We start from the raw sequence: 16069 nt of genomic DNA, 5'->3' as shown, positions 1-16069 counted from the left end.
TGGGCGATAGCCCAGGCCAAGCAGGTCAGGATTTTGGGGGACTTTGCAGGTAGTCGAGGGCCAGGCCGGATAGCGCCCTGACGCCGTTTTCCAGGCCCTTTTCATTGACGATAAAGTGCGGCGAGTGGTTGGCGGCCACCTGGTCCAGCGGTACTCCGTCCGGGGCGACCCCCAGGAAGAAAAACACCCCCGGTACGTTTTGTTGGAAGTAAGAAAAATCCTCGGCACCGGTAATGGGTTTGATGGTGCCCACCCCTTCCTTGCCGGCGGCCCAGGCCAGGGTTGGCGCGGCCCAGTCGGTGAGCTTGGCGTCGTTCCAGGTCACGGCAGCGCCGCTTTTCACGCTGAGGGTGGCAGTGGCACCGGCGGCTTGGGCAACGTGGGTGACGGTGCGCTGCATCTTGTTGATGATGTCTTGGCGCATGCCTTCGTCAAAGGTGCGAATGGTGCCCACCAGGGTGGCGTCGTCGGGGATGATGTTAAAGCGGATACCGCTTTTTACCTGGCCGATGGAGATCACCGCCGGCGCCTGGGTAACGTCCACCTGCCTTGAGGGGATCAGCTCCAGGGCTTCTATCATCGAACCGGTCACGGTGATGGGGTCAACGCCGCGCCAGGGGCTGGAACCGTGGGTCTGCTTGCCTTTGATATGCACTTCAAAGCGGTCGGAGGCGGCCATGGTGCCTTCTGGGCGTACGTAAATCTTGCCCGCCTCCATGGGCCAGACATGCAGCCCGAAGATGGCGTCCGGTTTGGGATTGTTGAATACCCCTTCTTTGAGCATCAAGGCCGCCCCCCCTTCTTCACCGGGAGGTGCCCCTTCTTCGGCCGGCTGGAACACGAACATCACGGTGCCGGGGATCTGCGCGCGAATGCTGCTAAGGGCCTTGGCCACCCCCAGCAGCATGGCGGTGTGGGCGTCGTGGCCACAGGCATGCATCACCCCCACTTGCTCGCCGTTGAAGGTGGCGGTGACTTTGGAGGCAAAAGGCAGGCCGGTTTGTTCTTTGACCGGCAGGGCGTCCATGTCGGCGCGCAAGGCCACTACCGGCCCAGGCTGGCCGCCTTTGAGGATCCCCACCACGCCGTGGTGAGCAATGCCGGTACGCACTTCAAGACCCAGCGCTTTTAGCTCATCAGCCACCAGCTTGCTGGTGCGTACTTCGCTGTTGGACAGCTCAGGATGGGTGTGAATATCCCGCCGCCAGTCAATGACCTGGGGCATCAGCTGATGAATGGTGGGGGCGAGGGTGGCTTTGAGGTCTGCAGCGAAGCTGGGCAGGGAGCAACTGGCAAGCATGGCGGCGCTCAGTAAGGTCCGTTTCATCTTGGGGTCCTGTGACGGCGTTAAACAATTTATCAACATAGTCTTGAATACTGTCACAGTACCCTTTTTCCGCCTTGTTGCGCGCTATTGGCGACTTTCTATTCATCGTGAAAATTTAACAACTTAGCGTGCAACTCAGTTCACAATTTATGACGTTTTGCATTTAAAAAGACCAACAGAACCCGTAAAGTCGCGCACCGCGGAAACGTTTTCATAATAAAGAAGAGAAACGCCGTATTCCCCCCCAACAAAAAACACGGGTATCGCAGATGATGAGCAAAAAATCGACGCTCTTTTTGAGCATCCAGGCGGCGCTGCTTGCCTCCAGTTCACTGGCCTATGCGGCCGATGACAGCGGCAAGAAAAGCGACACTACCGACGACGGTAAGCTGGAGCGGATCATGGTTACCGCCCAAAAGCGGGTCCAAAACGCCCAGGAAGTACCGGTTTCCATTACTTCCCTCAAGGGTGACACCCTCAACGCCTTCGGCGCTGCCGGCCAGGACGTACGCGCCCTGTCTGCCCGGGTGCCCAGCCTGACCATCGAGTCTTCCTTTGGCCGTACCTTCCCGCGCTTTTATATCCGCGGCCTGGGTAACACCGATTTCGATTTGAACTCATCCCAGCCGGTATCCCTTGTCCTTGACGATGTGGTCCAGGAAAACGCCATCCTCAAGGGCTTCCCGATTTTTGACGTGGACCGCGTCGAAGTGCTGCGTGGCCCACAAGGCTCGCTGTTTGGCCGTAACACCACCGCCGGTATCGTCAAGTTCGACTCCAAAAAGCCCACCCAGGATTTCGACGCCTACTTCAAAGGCTCCCTGGGTACCTACAACACCCGTAACCTCGAGGGTGCTGTGGGTGGTGGCCTGACCGATACCCTGTCTGGCCGCTTCTCCTTGCTGGACCAACACCGCGACGATTGGGTCGACAACAAAGCCCCCGGCTTTGAGAAAAACGACCAGCTTGAAGGCTACCGCGACAGCGCCGGCCGCCTGCAACTGCTGTGGGACCCAAGCGCCCAGCTCAAAGTGCTGTTCAACGCCCACTTTCGTGACCTGAACGGTACCCCCCGCGTGTTCCGCGCCAACATCATTGAGCGCGGCACCCACAACTTCGTGCCCGGTTTTGACCGCGACACCGTTTACCAAGATGCCGCCGCCCGCGCCACCCAAGACGTGAAAACCCGTGGCGGCAGCGTCAAGGTCGACTACGACTTCGGCGACTACACCCTGACCTCCATCACCGGTTACGAGCGCGCCCGCGCCTTCTCCCGCGGTGACGTTGACGGCGGTTACCTGGGCACCCCTGGCAATCCCGGTGTGGTTGCCGCCTCTGCCGAGTCCGGTGACGGCCTGCCTGGCCACCACCAGTGGACCCAGGAGCTGCGCCTGGCCACCAACGAACTGGGCCGTTTGGACTACCAAGTAGGCCTGTTCTACTTCGACGAGTCCCTGAACATCGATAGCTTCAACTACGATGACAACGGCATCCAGAACGGCTACGCCTATCAGAAACAAGACACCAAGGCCTGGGCGGTCTTCGGCTCTGCCGACTACGACCTCACCGACGCCTTCAAAGTTACCGCCGGTGTGCGTTACTCCCACGACAAGAAAGATTATGAGGCCCAGCGCCTGCAATCGCCTTTGTCCTTCCTGGGTGTCGGCCCGACCGACAAGCTCTACGCCAACCCTTCTGACGGTGAAGTCAGCTGGGATCTGAGCGGTGTGTACACCGTCAACAACGACGTCAACGTCTATGGCCGCCTGGCCAAGGGCTTCCGCGCCCCGTCCATCCAGGGCCGCCTGCTGTTCGGTGACGAAGTAACCGTGGCCAAGTCTGAAACCATGTACAGCGGTGAAGTGGGTATCAAATCCGATATCCTCGACAACCGCGGCCGCGTCAACATCGACACCTACTACTACCAGCTCAACGACCAGCAGCTGACCGCCGTCGGTGGCGGTGCCAACTTCAACCGCCTGATCAACGCCGACAAGACCATCGGTTACGGTGTGGAGCTGGACAGCCAGTTCGCCGTCACCAGCGACTTCCTGGTCACTGCCGGCTTGAGCTACAACAAAACCGAGATCAAAGATCCGGGCCTGGCCGTGGGTATCTGTGGTAGCGGCTGTACCGTCACCGACCCGCTGGATGCCAACGGCAATGCCATCATCGACGGCAACTCCCTGCCCCACGCGCCTAAGTGGATAGCCAACATCACCGCCACCTACACCTACCCGCTCACCACCGGCGAGCTGTTTGTGTTCACCGACTGGGCCTGGCGCTCACGCGACCACTTCTTCCTGTACGAGTCCAAGGAATACCAGGATGCGTCCATGCTTGAAGGCGGCCTGCGCCTCGGTTACCGCTGGAGCACCGACGGCACCGATTACGAGATCGCGGCTTACGGTCGTAACATCAACAACGACCAGAGCATGACCGGCGGTATCGACTTCAACAACCTGACCGGCTTCGTCAACGACCCGCGCATCGTCGGTGTCGAATTCAAAGCCAACTTCTATTAAGAAGTCAGCCCTCAAAAAGCCCCGCTGATGCGGGGCTTTTTATTGGCCTTTTTGCAGGGCGTCGAAATAGTGCACCAGCTCGTCCATAAAGCGGCGGCTGCGCTGCGGCAGGTAGTCGCGGCTGGGGTATAGCAACTGGATATCGGCGCCGCCGTCCACGCCCTTTTTCTCAAAATCCAGGGCGCAGTCGTCCAGCACCGTTACCAGGCGGCCGGCGGCGAGGTCGGCGGCCACGTCCCAGTAGGATTTCATGGCAATGCCGGCCCCTTCCAAGGCCCAGCGCCGCACCAGGGCGCCGTCGCTGGCCAGGCGTGCCGGGGTGATGGGCACCGACACCGGGCCGCCAGGGCTGTTGAAGTGCCAGGTGGCCAGGGGCTCGGCGCTACGCACCATCACCAGGCAACGATGCTGGCGAAGGTCGTCAGGATGGCGGGGAGTGCCCTGTGTTGCCAGGTAGGTAGGGGCCGCGCACAACACCCGGCGGCTGCGGGCCAGGCGGCGGCTGATAAGACGGCTGTCGCCCGGCAGGCCATAGCGGACACCGAGATCAAAGCCGTCTTCGATGATGTTGACCAAGCCATCCCCCAGGTGCAGATAAACGCTGACCCCAGGGTGGCGCTGCTGAAAGCGGTCCAGCAGCGGCGCAATATGCTGCTGGCCAAGGTCGGCGGTGGTGGTCACCCGCAGCTGGCCGCTCAGGGCCTGACTGGCGCTCACCAGCCGCGACTCGGTTTCGTCGATGGCGTCTAGCACCCGCACACAGTCTTCAAAAAAGCGCCGCCCCTCGTCGGTGAGGGTAATACGGCGGGTGGAGCGGATCAGCAGCCGCACCCCGTAGCGGTCTTCCAGGCCTTTGATGCGGGCACTCATGCTGGCAGGGGACAAGCCCACTTCCCGGCCTGCTGCGGCCAAGCCCTTGTTTTTTACCACCCTCACGAAGAGGTCCATATCGCCAAGCTTGTCCATATTCTTTAGTTTTTCTGAAGATTGATTTCATATTGGCGCCAATTGTTCAGGCCAGCAACAGAACTTAGCCTGTGGGCAACAACATTTTTGGAGCCCATCATGAGCCTATCCACGCTGTTTACACCGCTCGACAAAGGGGCGCTGCACCTGCCCAGCCGTATTGTCATGGCCCCCATGACCCGTGCCCGCTCGGCCCAACCAGGGGACATTCCCACCGCTCTGATGGCCCAATACTATGCCCAGCGGGCTTCTGCCGGGCTGATAGTGACCGAAGCCTCGCAAATCTCGCCCCAGGGTAAGGGCTATTCCTTTACCCCCGGCATTTACAGCCAGGCGCAAATTGCCGGTTGGCAGTTGGTTACCCGCGCCGTGCATGAGGCCGGTGGCCGCATCTTCTTGCAGCTGTGGCATGTGGGGCGGATGTCCCACGGCTCGCTGCACCCGGACGGCAAGCCGGTGGCACCCTCGGCTATCGCGCCACAATCCCAGGTGTGGATAGTGGGGAAAGATGGCGAAGGCCGGATGCTGGACTGTCCCGAGCCTCGGGCCCTTGGCACCGATGAGGTGGCGCAGGTGGTGGCCGATTACCGCCAGGCCGCTTTGAATGCCATCGAGGCCGGCTTTGACGGCGTCGAGGTACACGGCGGCAACGGCTATCTGGTGGACCAGTTCCTGCGGCGCACCTCCAACCACCGCCAGGACCAATACGGCGGCCCCCTGGAAAACCGTATCCGCTTTGCCCGGGAGGTAGTTGAAGCCATCAGCGATGCCATAGGCCCGGAGCGCACCGCCATCCGCCTGGCGCCCTTTATCACCCAAAGGGGCATGGACGACCCAGAGGCTATCGACGCCATCCTGGCCCTGGGCCACGCCTGCGATAAGCTGGGCATCGCCTACCTGCACCTGGCAGAAGCCGACTGGGACGACGCTCCCACCGTCTCTGACGATTTTCGCCACGCCTTTCGCGCCGCCTTCAGTGGCCCGGTGATCGTGGCCGGTAACTACAGCGCCGAGTCTGGCGCCGCCTTGATAGAAAGCGGCTTGGTGGATCTGGTGGCCTTTGGCCGCAAGTTCATCGCTAACCCCGACTTGCCAGCCCGGCTCCAGCAAGGCCAGCCCCTGGCCGAGGTAACAGACCCCAGCACGCTGTTTGGCGGCGACGCCAGGGGTTACACCGATTACCCGGCCTTGGCTAGCGGTAACCCCGAGGGCGCCGATCATGGCCGGTAAAGCCCTGGCGCTGGCATCGCTTGCCGCCTGGGCTCTGGCCACTCCAGCCCTGGCTGCCGAGGAGCTGGTCAAGCCACAGCAGCTGATGGTGGACAGCAGCCTGCCCAAGGCGGTGGCAGACGCGGCAGTGCTGGCGGCCCGCCGCTACGACACCTTCTGGGCCACCGGCGACAAAACCCTGGCCCTTAAAGCCCTGGCTCCTGATTTTATGGACCGCACCCTGCCCCCACACCGGCCGCAGGGCATAGCCGGGCCCCTGGCCGCCTCGCAAGGGTTTCGCCAAGCAGTGCCAGACCTTGACTGCACCGTCGAGCAGATGCTGGTCGTGGCAGACCGGGTGGTGGCGCACCTGCACTTTACCGGCCATTTCACCGGCCAGTTCAACGGGGTGCAGGGTGAAGGCCAAGCCATTGATTTTATTGCTACCGATATCTACCGGGTGGCGGATGGCGTGATCAAAGAGAACTGGCATATCGAGGACAACCTCACCCTGCTGACCCAGATGGGGGTGGTGAAGTAGTGCAAAACCCCGCTGATGCGGGGCTTTTTTAGGGCCGGTACTGCTTGATCTGCTGGCTCAAAAAGTCCTTCAGGGCCACCACCGCCGGGGTGATGGAGAGCCGGTGCGGGCATACCAGGTAAAGGGGGGTAGGCTCGGTGGGCCAGCCTTCCAGCAAAGGCTTGAGGCGGCCGGCGGCGATGTCGGCGCTGACATCCAGGGCCGATTTATAGGCGATGCCCTGGCCGCTGATGGCCCAGCGGCGCACACAATCGGCATCGTCACTGACCCTGTTGCCGCTGACCTTGACCTTGTCGCTGCCAAACAGCCATTGCTCGTACACCCTGTCTCCCAGCACAAAGCGCAGGCAGTTGTGATCTTTGAGCTCGGCCGGGCTCTGGGGGGCGCCATGGCGGGCAAGGTAGGCCGGCGAGGCCACCAGCAGGCGCTTATTGCTGGTATCCAAGGGCAGCGCCACCAGGCTGGAGTCTTCCGGCACCCCGTAACGCAGCGCCACGTCCACCGGTTGGCGAAACAAGTCGCTGATGCGGTCGCTGACCCTGAGCCGCAGCTTAAGGGCCGGGTGGTGGGCCATAAAGGCATCGAGCCAGCCCAGCAGCAGGTTGCGGCCCAGATCGGAGGGCATGGACAGGGTTAATTCTCCCGCTACCTGTTGGCGGCCGCGGCTCAGCTCTTGCTGGCCTTGCTGCAAGGCCGCCAGGGCCGCCTTGGCATGCACCAGATAATGGGAGCCCTCCGGGGTGGGCCGCAGGCTGCGGGTGGAGCGCACTAACAGCCGCAGGCCAAGGGCATCTTCCAGCCGTTTGACGGCGGCGCTGGCCACCGCCGGGGTGATGTCCAGCTCCCGGGCTGCCGCCGACAAGCTGCCTTGTTCGGCGGCCAGTACCAGCACTTGCAAATCGTCCAATCGCACCATGATTTTCAAATTCCAGGCGAAACTGTTACCGAGTTTACCCGCTTTTTTAAGAAAACCCCCTTAGGCATGCTGGAGCCACTTACCGCCACAGGAAACCTGCCCCATGAAAGCCATTGCCTTTACCCAAAGCCTGCCCATCAGCGATGCCAACGCCCTGCAAGAGATGGAGCTGCCAATGCCCGCCCCCGGCCCCCACGATATTCGGGTGGCCGTCAGCGCCGTGTCGGTTAACCCGGTGGACGTAAAAGTGCGCGCCGGCGCGCAGCCAGCGCCCGGCGAGCCGCGCATCCTCGGTTTTGACGCCGTGGGCGTGGTCGATGCCATCGGAAGCCAGGTCACCCGCTTTAAAGTCGGCGACCGGGTCTGGTACGCAGGCGACATCACCCGCCCCGGCTCCAATGCCGAGTTTCAGCTGGTGGACGAGCGCATTGCCGCCCTCGCCCCCCAACGCCTTAGCGACGGCGAAGCGGCAGCCATGCCCCTGACCGCCATTACCGCCTGGGAGCTGCTGTTTGACCGCCTGGAGCTAGATAAGCGCGACACTCAAGGTAAAACCCTGCTGGTGGTAGGCGCTGCCGGCGGCGTGGGCTCGATTTTGGTGCAGCTGGCCAAGACCCTTACCGGGCTCACCGTGATTGGCACCGCCTCGCGGCCGCAAAGCCAAGAGTGGGTGTTGTCGCTGGGGGCCGACGCCGTTATCGACCACCGCCAGCCCCTGGACCAAGCCCTGCAAGCAGCCGGTTTTGAGCAGGTGGATTTTGTGGTGAGCCTTAACCAGACCGACCATCACTTCGACGCCATCATCGAAGCCCTCAAACCCCAGGGTAAGCTGGCGCTCATTGACGACCCCGAGCTGATTGATGTGCGCAAGCTCAAGCGCAAAAGCCTGTCGCTGCACTGGGAACTGATGTTTACCCGCCCCATGTTTGTAACCGACGACATAGAACGGCAGCACCAGCTACTGACCCAGGTGGCCGCCATGGTGGATAAAGACCAGTTGAAGACCACCCTGGCTGAGGTTTTGGGTACCATCAGTGCCGCAAACCTTAAAAAGGCCCACGCCCTTATCGAAAGCAACGCCACCATCGGCAAGCTGGTCCTGGCCGGCTTTACAGGCTGACTTGTACATTCGCTAAAGGTGAACTACCAATAAGGCGGCCAACCTCACCAGGAAAAGGAGTTCGAATGTCCATCTTTGCCGCCTTTAACCAGCTCGATGAGCTACTCGCCGAGCTGGGCCCCGACCTTAACAGCGACAGCCTGCGCGCCCTGCTGGCCAAGGGCCTGCCCTCCTCCGTTAAAGACAAGCTGGCCGCCAAAGGCATCAACACCGATTTCTTGGTGGCCCTTTGCTCGCCATTGGGGGAGGTTAACCAGGATTTTGGGTACCCGTTGGCCAAGGCCAGCCCCGGCGGCAGCGCCCTTGGCTTTGACGCCGGCGCCCAGGCCCTGCTGGATGTGGTGCAGGCAGACGAAGCCGCCGACTACCCGCATTTTTCCACCAGTGCCGACCGGCGCCTGGTGATAAGCCAGCTCCAGGCGAGCCTCGCCGTCAACGCCGAGGGCAACGCCGGGGCGCTCGGTGGCGGCATCGACGGCAGCCTCAAGGTGGATTATCAGGTGGCCTGCTCGGCGCCTGAGCAAAGCGATTTGTGGGCGTTGGTGAGCAGCCAGGGCGCCCAGCCCTTTAAGCTGTTGGATGCCAAGGCCCTGGCCGCCGCCCTGGCGCTGCCCGGCGCCGGCCCACGCCTTGAGGGGCTTAGCCTGCTGCGCAGCCACCGCCTTGGGGTGCATTTTAAGGTGCAGGCCGGCAAGAGTTATCAGCTGGGCAGCACGGTGTCGGCCGGGGTGAGCCTGAGCGGCGCCATCGGCTTTACCGGCCAGTTTGACGGCCAGTTCCGGCTGGTTATAAAAGGGGTCAAGGGGCAACCGGCGCAGCTGGCCTTAAGCCTTTATCGCCAGCACAAGAACAGCCAGCAACACAGCCTCTCCTTGGGGGCCGACATCGCCATCGACGGTTTGGCAAAGTGGACAGACCAACTGCTGGCGCCACTGGACAGCCAGGCCACCAGCCTTGGCGCCGTGCTGGAGGAATGGAAAAAGCCCGGCGACAAGCTGCGCCAATGGCTGGGGGATGAGCTCACTTCGGCCGCCGGTGACAACCTTCAGGCCACCGTCAGCGCCATCAGCCAGTACCTGACCGGCCAGAGCGAGAACCTGGGCCCGGTGAAAACCCTGTTGAACGATAAGGTCAGCGCCCTGATGGATGCGCAACTGGCCCCCTACCAACAAGACGCCAACACCCTGGCCCAGAGCCTGGCCGCCAAGCTCGGCGCCAGTTTGAAGCTGCCGGCAAACCTCACCACCCAGCTGCAAGACAGCCTCAGCGGCGGTATCGACCAGCTCTACGGCAAACTGACCGAGGCCATCAACCAATGGGCCAGCAGCAAGGGCGGCGCTGCCATCGACGAAGCCCAGCAGCAGCTAGCCCGCTCCAAAGACGCGCTGGCGGCCCTGGCCGGCGGCGTCAATAACGCCACGACGCCACTGGTGCAGGGGGTGTATCACTGGCTTAACGATTACCAAGCCCTTCGCAAGAAGGTGAGCGACGCCCTGGGCCAAAGCGCCCGCATGAAGGTGGGTATCGCCTTTTTGGCCGAAGCCGGCGAGGACCAAGAGCAAGAAGCGATGCTGGCCTTTACCCTGCTCGATGCCGGCTCGCCGGCGGGCAGCGCCCTTTATCGCAAGCTGCTGGCCGGCCAGGGGCTGGACCTTGACGAGCTTGCCGCCGCCAACCAGCAGGGGCTTATCAGCACCCCACAAGGCTGGCTGATTGCCCGCCACCAGCACAGCCGCAAACTGGGGGTAACCTGCCAGCTGTTTGGCTTTGAACTCAGTCAACAGCGCGCCTTTAACGACATCAGCACCGTCAAGGTGGCGGCCAATGGCGATTTGCTACTGGCCACCAGCGAGGTCGCCCAAACCGACAGCTCCAGCTTCTGGGGCGAGTCGCGCAGCGCCGGCTTCCTGTGCAGCTACGATCTGGCCCGCGCCTTGAGTGACGGCACCTTGCCGCAACTGGGGCTGAGTTTTAGCTTTGTGGACGACAAGGGCATGAGCCAGAAGGAATTCAAACAACTGCTGGCGCCGCTGACCACCACCCAACCGCCGCTGCTGGCAGCCAGCGCCTACCAAAGTGCCTACCAGTGGTACAGCCAGGTGGTGCTGCCCACCGGCAGCAAGCGCTCGGCGGTACAATGCACCACCCAGCTCAGCCCCCAGCAGCTGCACACCCTACTAAACGCCAGCGCCCAGCAATGGTTGGCAACCGGCGCCAAGGTGGTGCTGGAGCGAGTCACCCAAAAGCCGGATTTAGCCAAGCTGATGAAGATGACGGTGGGCAACAGCCAGAGCGACGCCCTGACCGTGCTGCGCACCTTTGACGCCCAGGTGGATGGAGTCTTGAACCAGTTCACATCTGATAAATACCGGTGGGAGGCCAACAAGGCCAGGCGCATTCGCGGCGCCATCAAGCACCTTGACCAGTTGGCAGCCCTGCCGGGCTACCTGGCCCAGTTAAAAACGGCGGTGGCGACCCTCAAAGGCCAGCCCGAGGAGCTGCTGGCGGCCCTGGACGCCCTGAACCGGGATATCCAGCAAGCCGTCAAGGGCTGGCTTGAGTGCCAAAACGTGCTGATGGGCCTGCTGGCCACCGAGTCCCTGACCAACTCGATGCTGGACCTGCAACTTATTCTGGCCCGGCTTATCGGCAGCGAGCAGCCGCTGTTGGTGCCCGTCATTACCCTGGGCAGCGGCGTTGATGCCGAAGTGCGGGTACTGGCCTAGCGCAAAAAGCCCAAGGCTTCGGCCAGCAACAACTCGGGCGCTTCCTCGGCGATGTAGTGGCCGCAGGCAAGCGCCTTGCCGTCTACATCCAGCGCCACCTTCTGCCACTCGCCAAGGGCGTCAAAGCATTGCTCTATGGCGCCCTCTGCGCCCCACAACACCAAAGTGGGGCAAGCCAGTTTCACCCCGGCGTCAATGTCGGCCTGGTCGTGCACTAAATCAATGCCGGCGCTGGCGCGATAGTCGCCACAAATGCCTCTGGCTGTGCCGGGCAGCGCCAGGCAGCGCTCGTATTCGGCCAGGGCCTCGGGGCTAAACGGCGCCATGCCGGCGCTGCGGGCACCCATCACCGACTGCAGATACTGGGCCGGTTTGGCCTCAATCAGCATCTCCGGCAGCGGTTGGGGGCGAATCAAAAAGAACCAGTGCCAGTAGGCCCGGGCAAAGGCTTCGCTGGTGCCCCGGTACATGGCGAGGGTTGGGGCGATATCCAGCAGCACCATTTTCTCGACCCGCGCGGCGTGGTCTACCGCCAGCCGGTGCGCCACCCGCGCGCCGCGGTCGTGGGCCAGCACCTTAAAGTGGGCAAAGCCAAGGGCGGCCATCAGCTCGGCCATGTCGTTGGCCATTTCCCGCTTGGAATAGTTAAGGTGCAGTGGGTCGTCCTCGGGCTTGGCGCTGTCGCCGTAGCCGCGAAGGTCGGCCGCCACCACCGTGAAATGCCGGGCCAGGGTGGGCGCGACCTTGTGCCAGATGGCGGAAGTCTGGGGGTGGCCGTGGAGCAGCAGCAGCGCCGGGCCGCTGCCGCCGATGCGAAAGGCAATTTCAACGCCGTTGACTGCCAGCCGTTTCTTTTCAAATCCTGCAAACATGGGGGCTACTCGCTTGCCTCTGATATCCGTCATCCTATATACAGACACTTTGGCCATAAAGCGCACTAAAGGAACGGCAATGAACACGGTTCGTCAACAATACCCGCTACCGGACGATCTGCGGGTGTTCCTGGTGGTGGTACGCAAGGGCAGTTTTGTGGCCGCGGCCGACGAGCTGGGCCAATCTCCGGCCTATGTCAGCAAGCGCATCAGCTTGCTGGAAAAGACCCTGGGCTGCCGCTTGCTGCACCGCACCACCCGGGTGGTGGCGCTGACCGAAGACGGCGAGCGGCTGCAACGCTCGGCGCTGCAAGTGCTGGACGACATGGACAGCCTCCTGGACCAACTCAACCAGAATCGGCTTTCCCCCCGGGGCAGCCTGCATATCTGCGCCAGTTTCGGCTTTGGCCGCCAGCACCTGGCGCCAGCCCTGGCGGCCTTGCAAAGCCAATACCCGGAGCTGGAAGTGCGCCTCGACGTGTTTGACCGCCATGTGGATCTGGTCAGCGAAGGCTTTGACTTGGAGATCCGGGTCGGCGACGACCTGCCGGAGCGCTACATCAGCAAGCAATTGCTGGCCAACCAGCGGCTGCTGGTGGCTGCCCCCGCTTACCTCGCCCGCTACGGCACCCCGCAAAAGCTGGCCGACCTCGCCAACCACCAGTGCCTGGTACTCAAGGAGCGCAACGTCTCCTTTGGCCACTGGCAGCTCGACAGCAGCAGCGGCCGCAAGGATGTGAAAATCAGCGGCGCCCTGTCTTCCAACAACGGCGAGATCATCCTGCAATGGGCCCTGGCCGGCAAAGGCGTAGCGCTGCGCTCCAGTTGGGATTTAGCGCCCTATCTGGCCAGTGGCGAACTGGTGCAGCTGCTGCCCGGCTACAGCCAAAGCGCCAATGTCTGGGCCGTTTACCCCACCCGGCTCAGCCATTCCGCCAAGCTGCGCTGCGCCGTGGAGTTCTTGCAGCAGTATTTTGCCGGCTGATCATTCACGAATCGTGTTTTTCACTGTCACATAAGGCGCATTTTTAGGCTCCAGCGTATGCAATAGCCTGAAGGGACACTGCCAACCGGAGCCCGCGCCATGGCCAAGACCCTTTATCACAAGCATATCGACAGCCACACCATTGCTCGCCTGGACGACGACGGCCATGTGCTGCTCTACATCGACCGCCAGGTGCTGAACGAATACACCAGCCCCCAGGCCTTCAGCGGCCTGCGCCAAGCCGGGCGCAAGGTGGCAAGGCCCCAGGCACAGCTGACGGTGGTAGACCACGTCAACCCCACCACCCCTAACCGCATCGCCCTGGTCACCGACAGCCAGGCGGCGCGGCAAATCAGCTATCTTGCCGAAAACTGCCGCGATTTCGGGCTCGAACACCTGGATATCCTCGATGTGCACCAAGGCATCGAGCACGTGGTGGCGCCAGAGCTGGGCTTTATTCTGCCCGGCATGGTGGTGGCCGCCGGCGACAGCCACACCACCACCTATGGCGCTCTGGGCGCCTTTGGTTTCGGTATCGGCACCTCCCAGATTGAGCACCTGCTGGCCACCCAGACCCTGGTTTACAAACAGCTGAAAACCATGAGGGTGACGCTGAGCGGCGCCCTTGGCCCCTGGGTCAGCGCCAAAGACATCATCATGGCCCTGGTTGCCAAAATCGGGGCCGACGGCGCTACCGGCTATGCCATTGAATTTGCAGGCTCCACTGTTAAGGACATCAGTGTCGAAGGGCGGATGACCATCTGCAATATGGCGGTGGAAGCCGGCGCCAGGGGCGCTTTTATGGCCCCTGACGACAAGGTCTTTGCCTACCTCAAAGACAAACCCCGCGCCCCCAAAGGCGAGCTGTGGGACCAAGCCCTGGCCCAATGGCAGCAGCTTTACTCGGACCCTGGCGCCCACTTTGACCAAGAAGTAGCGCTGGACGTAGGCGCCCTGGCGCCCATGGTGAGCTGGGGAACCAGCCCCGACCAGGCCACCACCATTGGCGGCGCCGTGCCCAATGACGCCGACGCGCAACATCGCCGCGCCTTGGACTACATGGCGCTAAGCCCGGCCCAGGCCTTGAGCGGCCTTGCCATCAGCCACGCTTTTATCGGCTCCTGTACCAATGCCCGCATTGAAGACTTACGCCTGGCGGCCCAAGTCGCCAAGGGCCGTAAAGTAGCCAAAGGAGTACGGGCGCTGGTGGTACCGGGCTCCAGTGCAGTGCGCCGCCAGGCCGAAGCCGAAGGGTTGGCCCAGACCCTGATGGAAGCCGGTTTTGAGTGGCGCCAGTCGGGCTGCTCCATGTGCCTGGCCATGAACGACGACGTGCTGGGCCCGGGGGACCGCTGCGCCTCCAGCACCAACCGCAACTTTGAAGGCCGCCAGGGAGCGGGTGCCCGCACCCACCTGATGAGCCCGGCCATGGTGGCCGCCGCCGCTATTACCGGCGCCCTGGTGGATGTTCGTACCCTGATGGAGGAGTCAGTCTGATGCGCCCTTTTGACGTTGAAACCGGTATCGCCGCCCCCTATGGCGCCGCCAATGTCGACACCGACGTGATCATGCCCAAGCAGTTTTTAAAAGGCATAGACCGCAGCGGCCTGGATAAAGGGGTGTTCTTCGACCAGCGCTTTTTGCATGACCAGCCCAATCCGGGCTTTATCCTCAACCAAGCGGCCTGGCAGCAGGCCGCGTTTTTAGTGGTGGGGCCCAACTTCGGCTGTGGTTCGAGCCGCGAACATGCGGTGTGGGGGCTGATGCAACTGGGGATCCGCGCCATTATCGGCAGCAGTTTTGCCGGTATCTTCTTCGATAACTGCCAGCGTAACGGCTTGCTGCTTATCGAGTTGCCTGAGCCAGAGACAGCGGCGCTGCTGGCGCGGGTTAGCCACCCCCAGCATAACCGCCTGACCATCAACCTGGGCGCCCAGCGCATCAGTGCCGACGGCATGGCCGACATCGCCTTTGAGATCGACGGCCTTCGTAAAGCCGCCATCCTGGCCGGCCAGGACGCCATCGGCGTTACCTTGCAGCGGGCCGCCGATATCGCCGCCTTTGAGCAGCGCTACCTAGGCGAGCGCCCCTGGCTTTAGCGGCTAAAGGTCCGGCTGTTGCAGCCGGGCCAGGTATTTGCGGGGCGGCATGCCCATCACCCGGGTAAAGACGGCGGTAAAGGCGCTGGCACTTTGGTAGCCCAGATCTAGGGCGATGGTGATGATGCTTTGGCCCGACACCAGCCGGTCTATGGCCACCACGATGCGCAGCCGCTCGCGCCAGCGGCTAAAGCTCATGCCGGTTTCCTTTTCAAAGAGCCGTGCCAGGGTGCGCGGGCTGGTAAAGGCGCGCTCGGCAAGGGCCGCCAGCTCGTCGGTGCTGCCGGGGTGGCTGCGCAGCCAGCCGGTAACCGCCCGCAATCTTTTATCTTCCCCTTGTGGCACATAAAGCTCGGTTTGTACGGCATGCCCCTGCAACTGGCGAAGCACCAGCGCCCGAATGGGTTTCTGGGCATCGTCATTTTTCTCCAGGCGGCTGGCTTCTCTGGCCAGCTCCCGCAGCAGCGCCGATACCATCACCAGGCAACAATCACCGGGGGCTTTATCACCCGCTTCGACGTCCAGCAGCAGGTTGATGATCTCGGCCTGCTCCTGGTAACTGGCGCAATGGCGCACACCGGGCGGCACCCACACCGCGCTGCCAGCGGTAGCCAGCCACCAGCCTTGGTCGTTATGGATATTGGCCGTGCCGCCCAGCACCAGGGTCAGCTGCCCTTGGAGGTGGCTGTGCAGGCTGATCTCATGGCCTTTTTGATGAGACAGGGTCTGGGCGCTAAAAAGCGACATGGCAGGAGCTCAATGGCAGTTGGCCGTTACGCGACA

13 protein-coding genes are annotated in these 16069 nt (G+C 62.4%); 8 read left to right on the top strand and 5 right to left on the bottom strand.

The window, feature by feature from the left end; genetic code table 11:
• Positions 1–25 precede the first annotated feature (25 nt).
• Positions 26–1327, bottom strand: a complete 1302-nt coding sequence (locus EDC28_RS17400) for an amidohydrolase (protein WP_123422449.1) — start codon at positions 1325–1327, stop codon at positions 26–28.
• A gap of 269 nt (positions 1328–1596) precedes the next feature.
• On the opposite strand from EDC28_RS17400, the gene EDC28_RS17395 reads away from it, so the two are divergent.
• Positions 1597–3852, top strand: a complete 2256-nt coding sequence (locus tag EDC28_RS17395; protein ID WP_123422448.1) for a TonB-dependent receptor — start codon at positions 1597–1599, stop codon at positions 3850–3852.
• 39 nt (positions 3853–3891) lie between these two features.
• Here EDC28_RS17395 and EDC28_RS17390 read toward each other — a convergent pair whose 3' ends face one another.
• Positions 3892–4800 (bottom strand): LysR family transcriptional regulator, encoded by a 909-nt coding sequence (locus EDC28_RS17390; protein WP_336391558.1) that lies wholly within the window; start codon positions 4798–4800, stop codon positions 3892–3894.
• Between the two features lie 117 nt (positions 4801–4917).
• On the opposite strand from EDC28_RS17390, the gene EDC28_RS17385 reads away from it, so the two are divergent.
• Both EDC28_RS17385 and EDC28_RS17380 read left to right on the top strand, forming a co-directional pair.
• The gene (locus EDC28_RS17385; protein WP_123422446.1) at positions 4918–6048 is read left to right on the top strand and encodes an alkene reductase; all 1131 of its coding nucleotides are present in this window, start codon (positions 4918–4920) and stop codon (positions 6046–6048) included.
• Positions 6038–6568, top strand: a complete 531-nt coding sequence (locus EDC28_RS17380; RefSeq protein WP_123422445.1) for an ester cyclase — start codon at positions 6038–6040, stop codon at positions 6566–6568. The genes EDC28_RS17385 and EDC28_RS17380 overlap by 11 nt, the downstream gene beginning before the upstream one ends.
• 28 nt (positions 6569–6596) lie before the next feature.
• Here EDC28_RS17380 and EDC28_RS17375 read toward each other — a convergent pair whose 3' ends face one another.
• On the bottom strand, positions 6597–7484 hold the full coding sequence (locus EDC28_RS17375) for a LysR family transcriptional regulator (RefSeq protein WP_123422530.1): 888 nt from the start codon (positions 7482–7484) through the stop codon (positions 6597–6599).
• Positions 7485–7587: 103 nt separating this feature from the next.
• On the opposite strand from EDC28_RS17375, the gene EDC28_RS17370 reads away from it, so the two are divergent.
• Together EDC28_RS17370 and EDC28_RS17365 are read left to right on the top strand one after the other, a co-directional pair.
• Positions 7588–8604, top strand: a complete 1017-nt coding sequence (locus EDC28_RS17370) for a zinc-binding alcohol dehydrogenase family protein (RefSeq protein ID WP_123422444.1) — start codon at positions 7588–7590, stop codon at positions 8602–8604.
• Positions 8605–8669: 65 nt separating this feature from the next.
• Positions 8670–11330 carry a hypothetical protein gene (locus EDC28_RS17365; RefSeq protein ID WP_123422443.1) on the top strand — a complete coding sequence of 887 codons (2661 nt, stop codon included), beginning with the start codon at positions 8670–8672 and terminating at the stop codon, positions 11328–11330.
• Here the strand turns inward: EDC28_RS17365 and EDC28_RS17360 are convergent.
• A complete protein-coding gene (locus EDC28_RS17360) occupies positions 11327–12202 on the bottom strand; it encodes an alpha/beta fold hydrolase (protein WP_123422442.1) in 876 nt (291 codons plus the stop codon). The two genes, EDC28_RS17365 and EDC28_RS17360, sit on opposite strands and share 4 nt — an antisense overlap.
• A gap of 79 nt (positions 12203–12281) precedes the next feature.
• Between EDC28_RS17360 and EDC28_RS17355 the strand changes: the two genes are divergently transcribed.
• The 3 genes from EDC28_RS17355 to leuD all read left to right on the top strand — a co-directional run bounded on the left by EDC28_RS17355 (position 12282) and on the right by leuD (position 15286).
• The gene (locus tag EDC28_RS17355; RefSeq protein ID WP_050658968.1) at positions 12282–13187 is read left to right on the top strand and encodes a LysR substrate-binding domain-containing protein; all 906 of its coding nucleotides are present in this window, start codon (positions 12282–12284) and stop codon (positions 13185–13187) included.
• 99 nt (positions 13188–13286) lie between these two features.
• Positions 13287–14684, top strand: a complete 1398-nt coding sequence (gene leuC, locus EDC28_RS17350; RefSeq protein ID WP_123422441.1) for a 3-isopropylmalate dehydratase large subunit — start codon at positions 13287–13289, stop codon at positions 14682–14684.
• The gene (gene leuD, locus EDC28_RS17345; protein ID WP_123422440.1) at positions 14684–15286 is read left to right on the top strand and encodes a 3-isopropylmalate dehydratase small subunit; all 603 of its coding nucleotides are present in this window, start codon (positions 14684–14686) and stop codon (positions 15284–15286) included. The genes leuC and leuD overlap by 1 nt, the downstream gene beginning before the upstream one ends.
• Positions 15287–15289: 3 nt before the next feature.
• On the opposite strand, the gene EDC28_RS17340 is transcribed toward leuD, so the two are convergent.
• Positions 15290–16033: an AraC family transcriptional regulator gene (locus EDC28_RS17340; protein WP_123422439.1), complete on the bottom strand. Its 744-nt coding sequence runs from the start codon at positions 16031–16033 to the stop codon at positions 15290–15292.
• Between the last annotated feature and the right edge of the window lie 36 nt (positions 16034–16069).

This window comes from Gallaecimonas pentaromativorans (genome assembly GCF_003751625.1).
Lineage (GTDB): Bacteria > Pseudomonadota > Gammaproteobacteria > Enterobacterales > Gallaecimonadaceae > Gallaecimonas > Gallaecimonas pentaromativorans.
This window is presented reverse-complemented; position numbering and strand designations above follow the sequence as displayed.

Coding starts and splice junctions, on each gene's coding strand:
- EDC28_RS17365 (WP_123422443.1), top strand. CDS start 8,670: ATGTCCATCTTTGCCGCCTTTAACCAGCTCGATGAGCTACTCGCCGAG.
- EDC28_RS17390 (WP_336391558.1), bottom strand. CDS start 4,800: ATGGACCTCTTCGTGAGGGTGGTAAAAAACAAGGGCTTGGCCGCAGCA.
- leuC (WP_123422441.1), top strand. CDS start 13,287: ATGGCCAAGACCCTTTATCACAAGCATATCGACAGCCACACCATTGCT.
- EDC28_RS17360 (WP_123422442.1), bottom strand. CDS start 12,202: ATGTTTGCAGGATTTGAAAAGAAACGGCTGGCAGTCAACGGCGTTGAA.
- EDC28_RS17380 (WP_123422445.1), top strand. CDS start 6,038: ATGGCCGGTAAAGCCCTGGCGCTGGCATCGCTTGCCGCCTGGGCTCTG.
- EDC28_RS17355 (WP_050658968.1), top strand. CDS start 12,282: ATGAACACGGTTCGTCAACAATACCCGCTACCGGACGATCTGCGGGTG.
- EDC28_RS17340 (WP_123422439.1), bottom strand. CDS start 16,033: ATGTCGCTTTTTAGCGCCCAGACCCTGTCTCATCAAAAAGGCCATGAG.
- EDC28_RS17375 (WP_123422530.1), bottom strand. CDS start 7,484: ATGGTGCGATTGGACGATTTGCAAGTGCTGGTACTGGCCGCCGAACAA.
- EDC28_RS17400 (WP_123422449.1), bottom strand. CDS start 1,327: ATGAAACGGACCTTACTGAGCGCCGCCATGCTTGCCAGTTGCTCCCTG.
- EDC28_RS17370 (WP_123422444.1), top strand. CDS start 7,588: ATGAAAGCCATTGCCTTTACCCAAAGCCTGCCCATCAGCGATGCCAAC.
- leuD (WP_123422440.1), top strand. CDS start 14,684: ATGCGCCCTTTTGACGTTGAAACCGGTATCGCCGCCCCCTATGGCGCC.
- EDC28_RS17385 (WP_123422446.1), top strand. CDS start 4,918: ATGAGCCTATCCACGCTGTTTACACCGCTCGACAAAGGGGCGCTGCAC.
- EDC28_RS17395 (WP_123422448.1), top strand. CDS start 1,597: ATGATGAGCAAAAAATCGACGCTCTTTTTGAGCATCCAGGCGGCGCTG.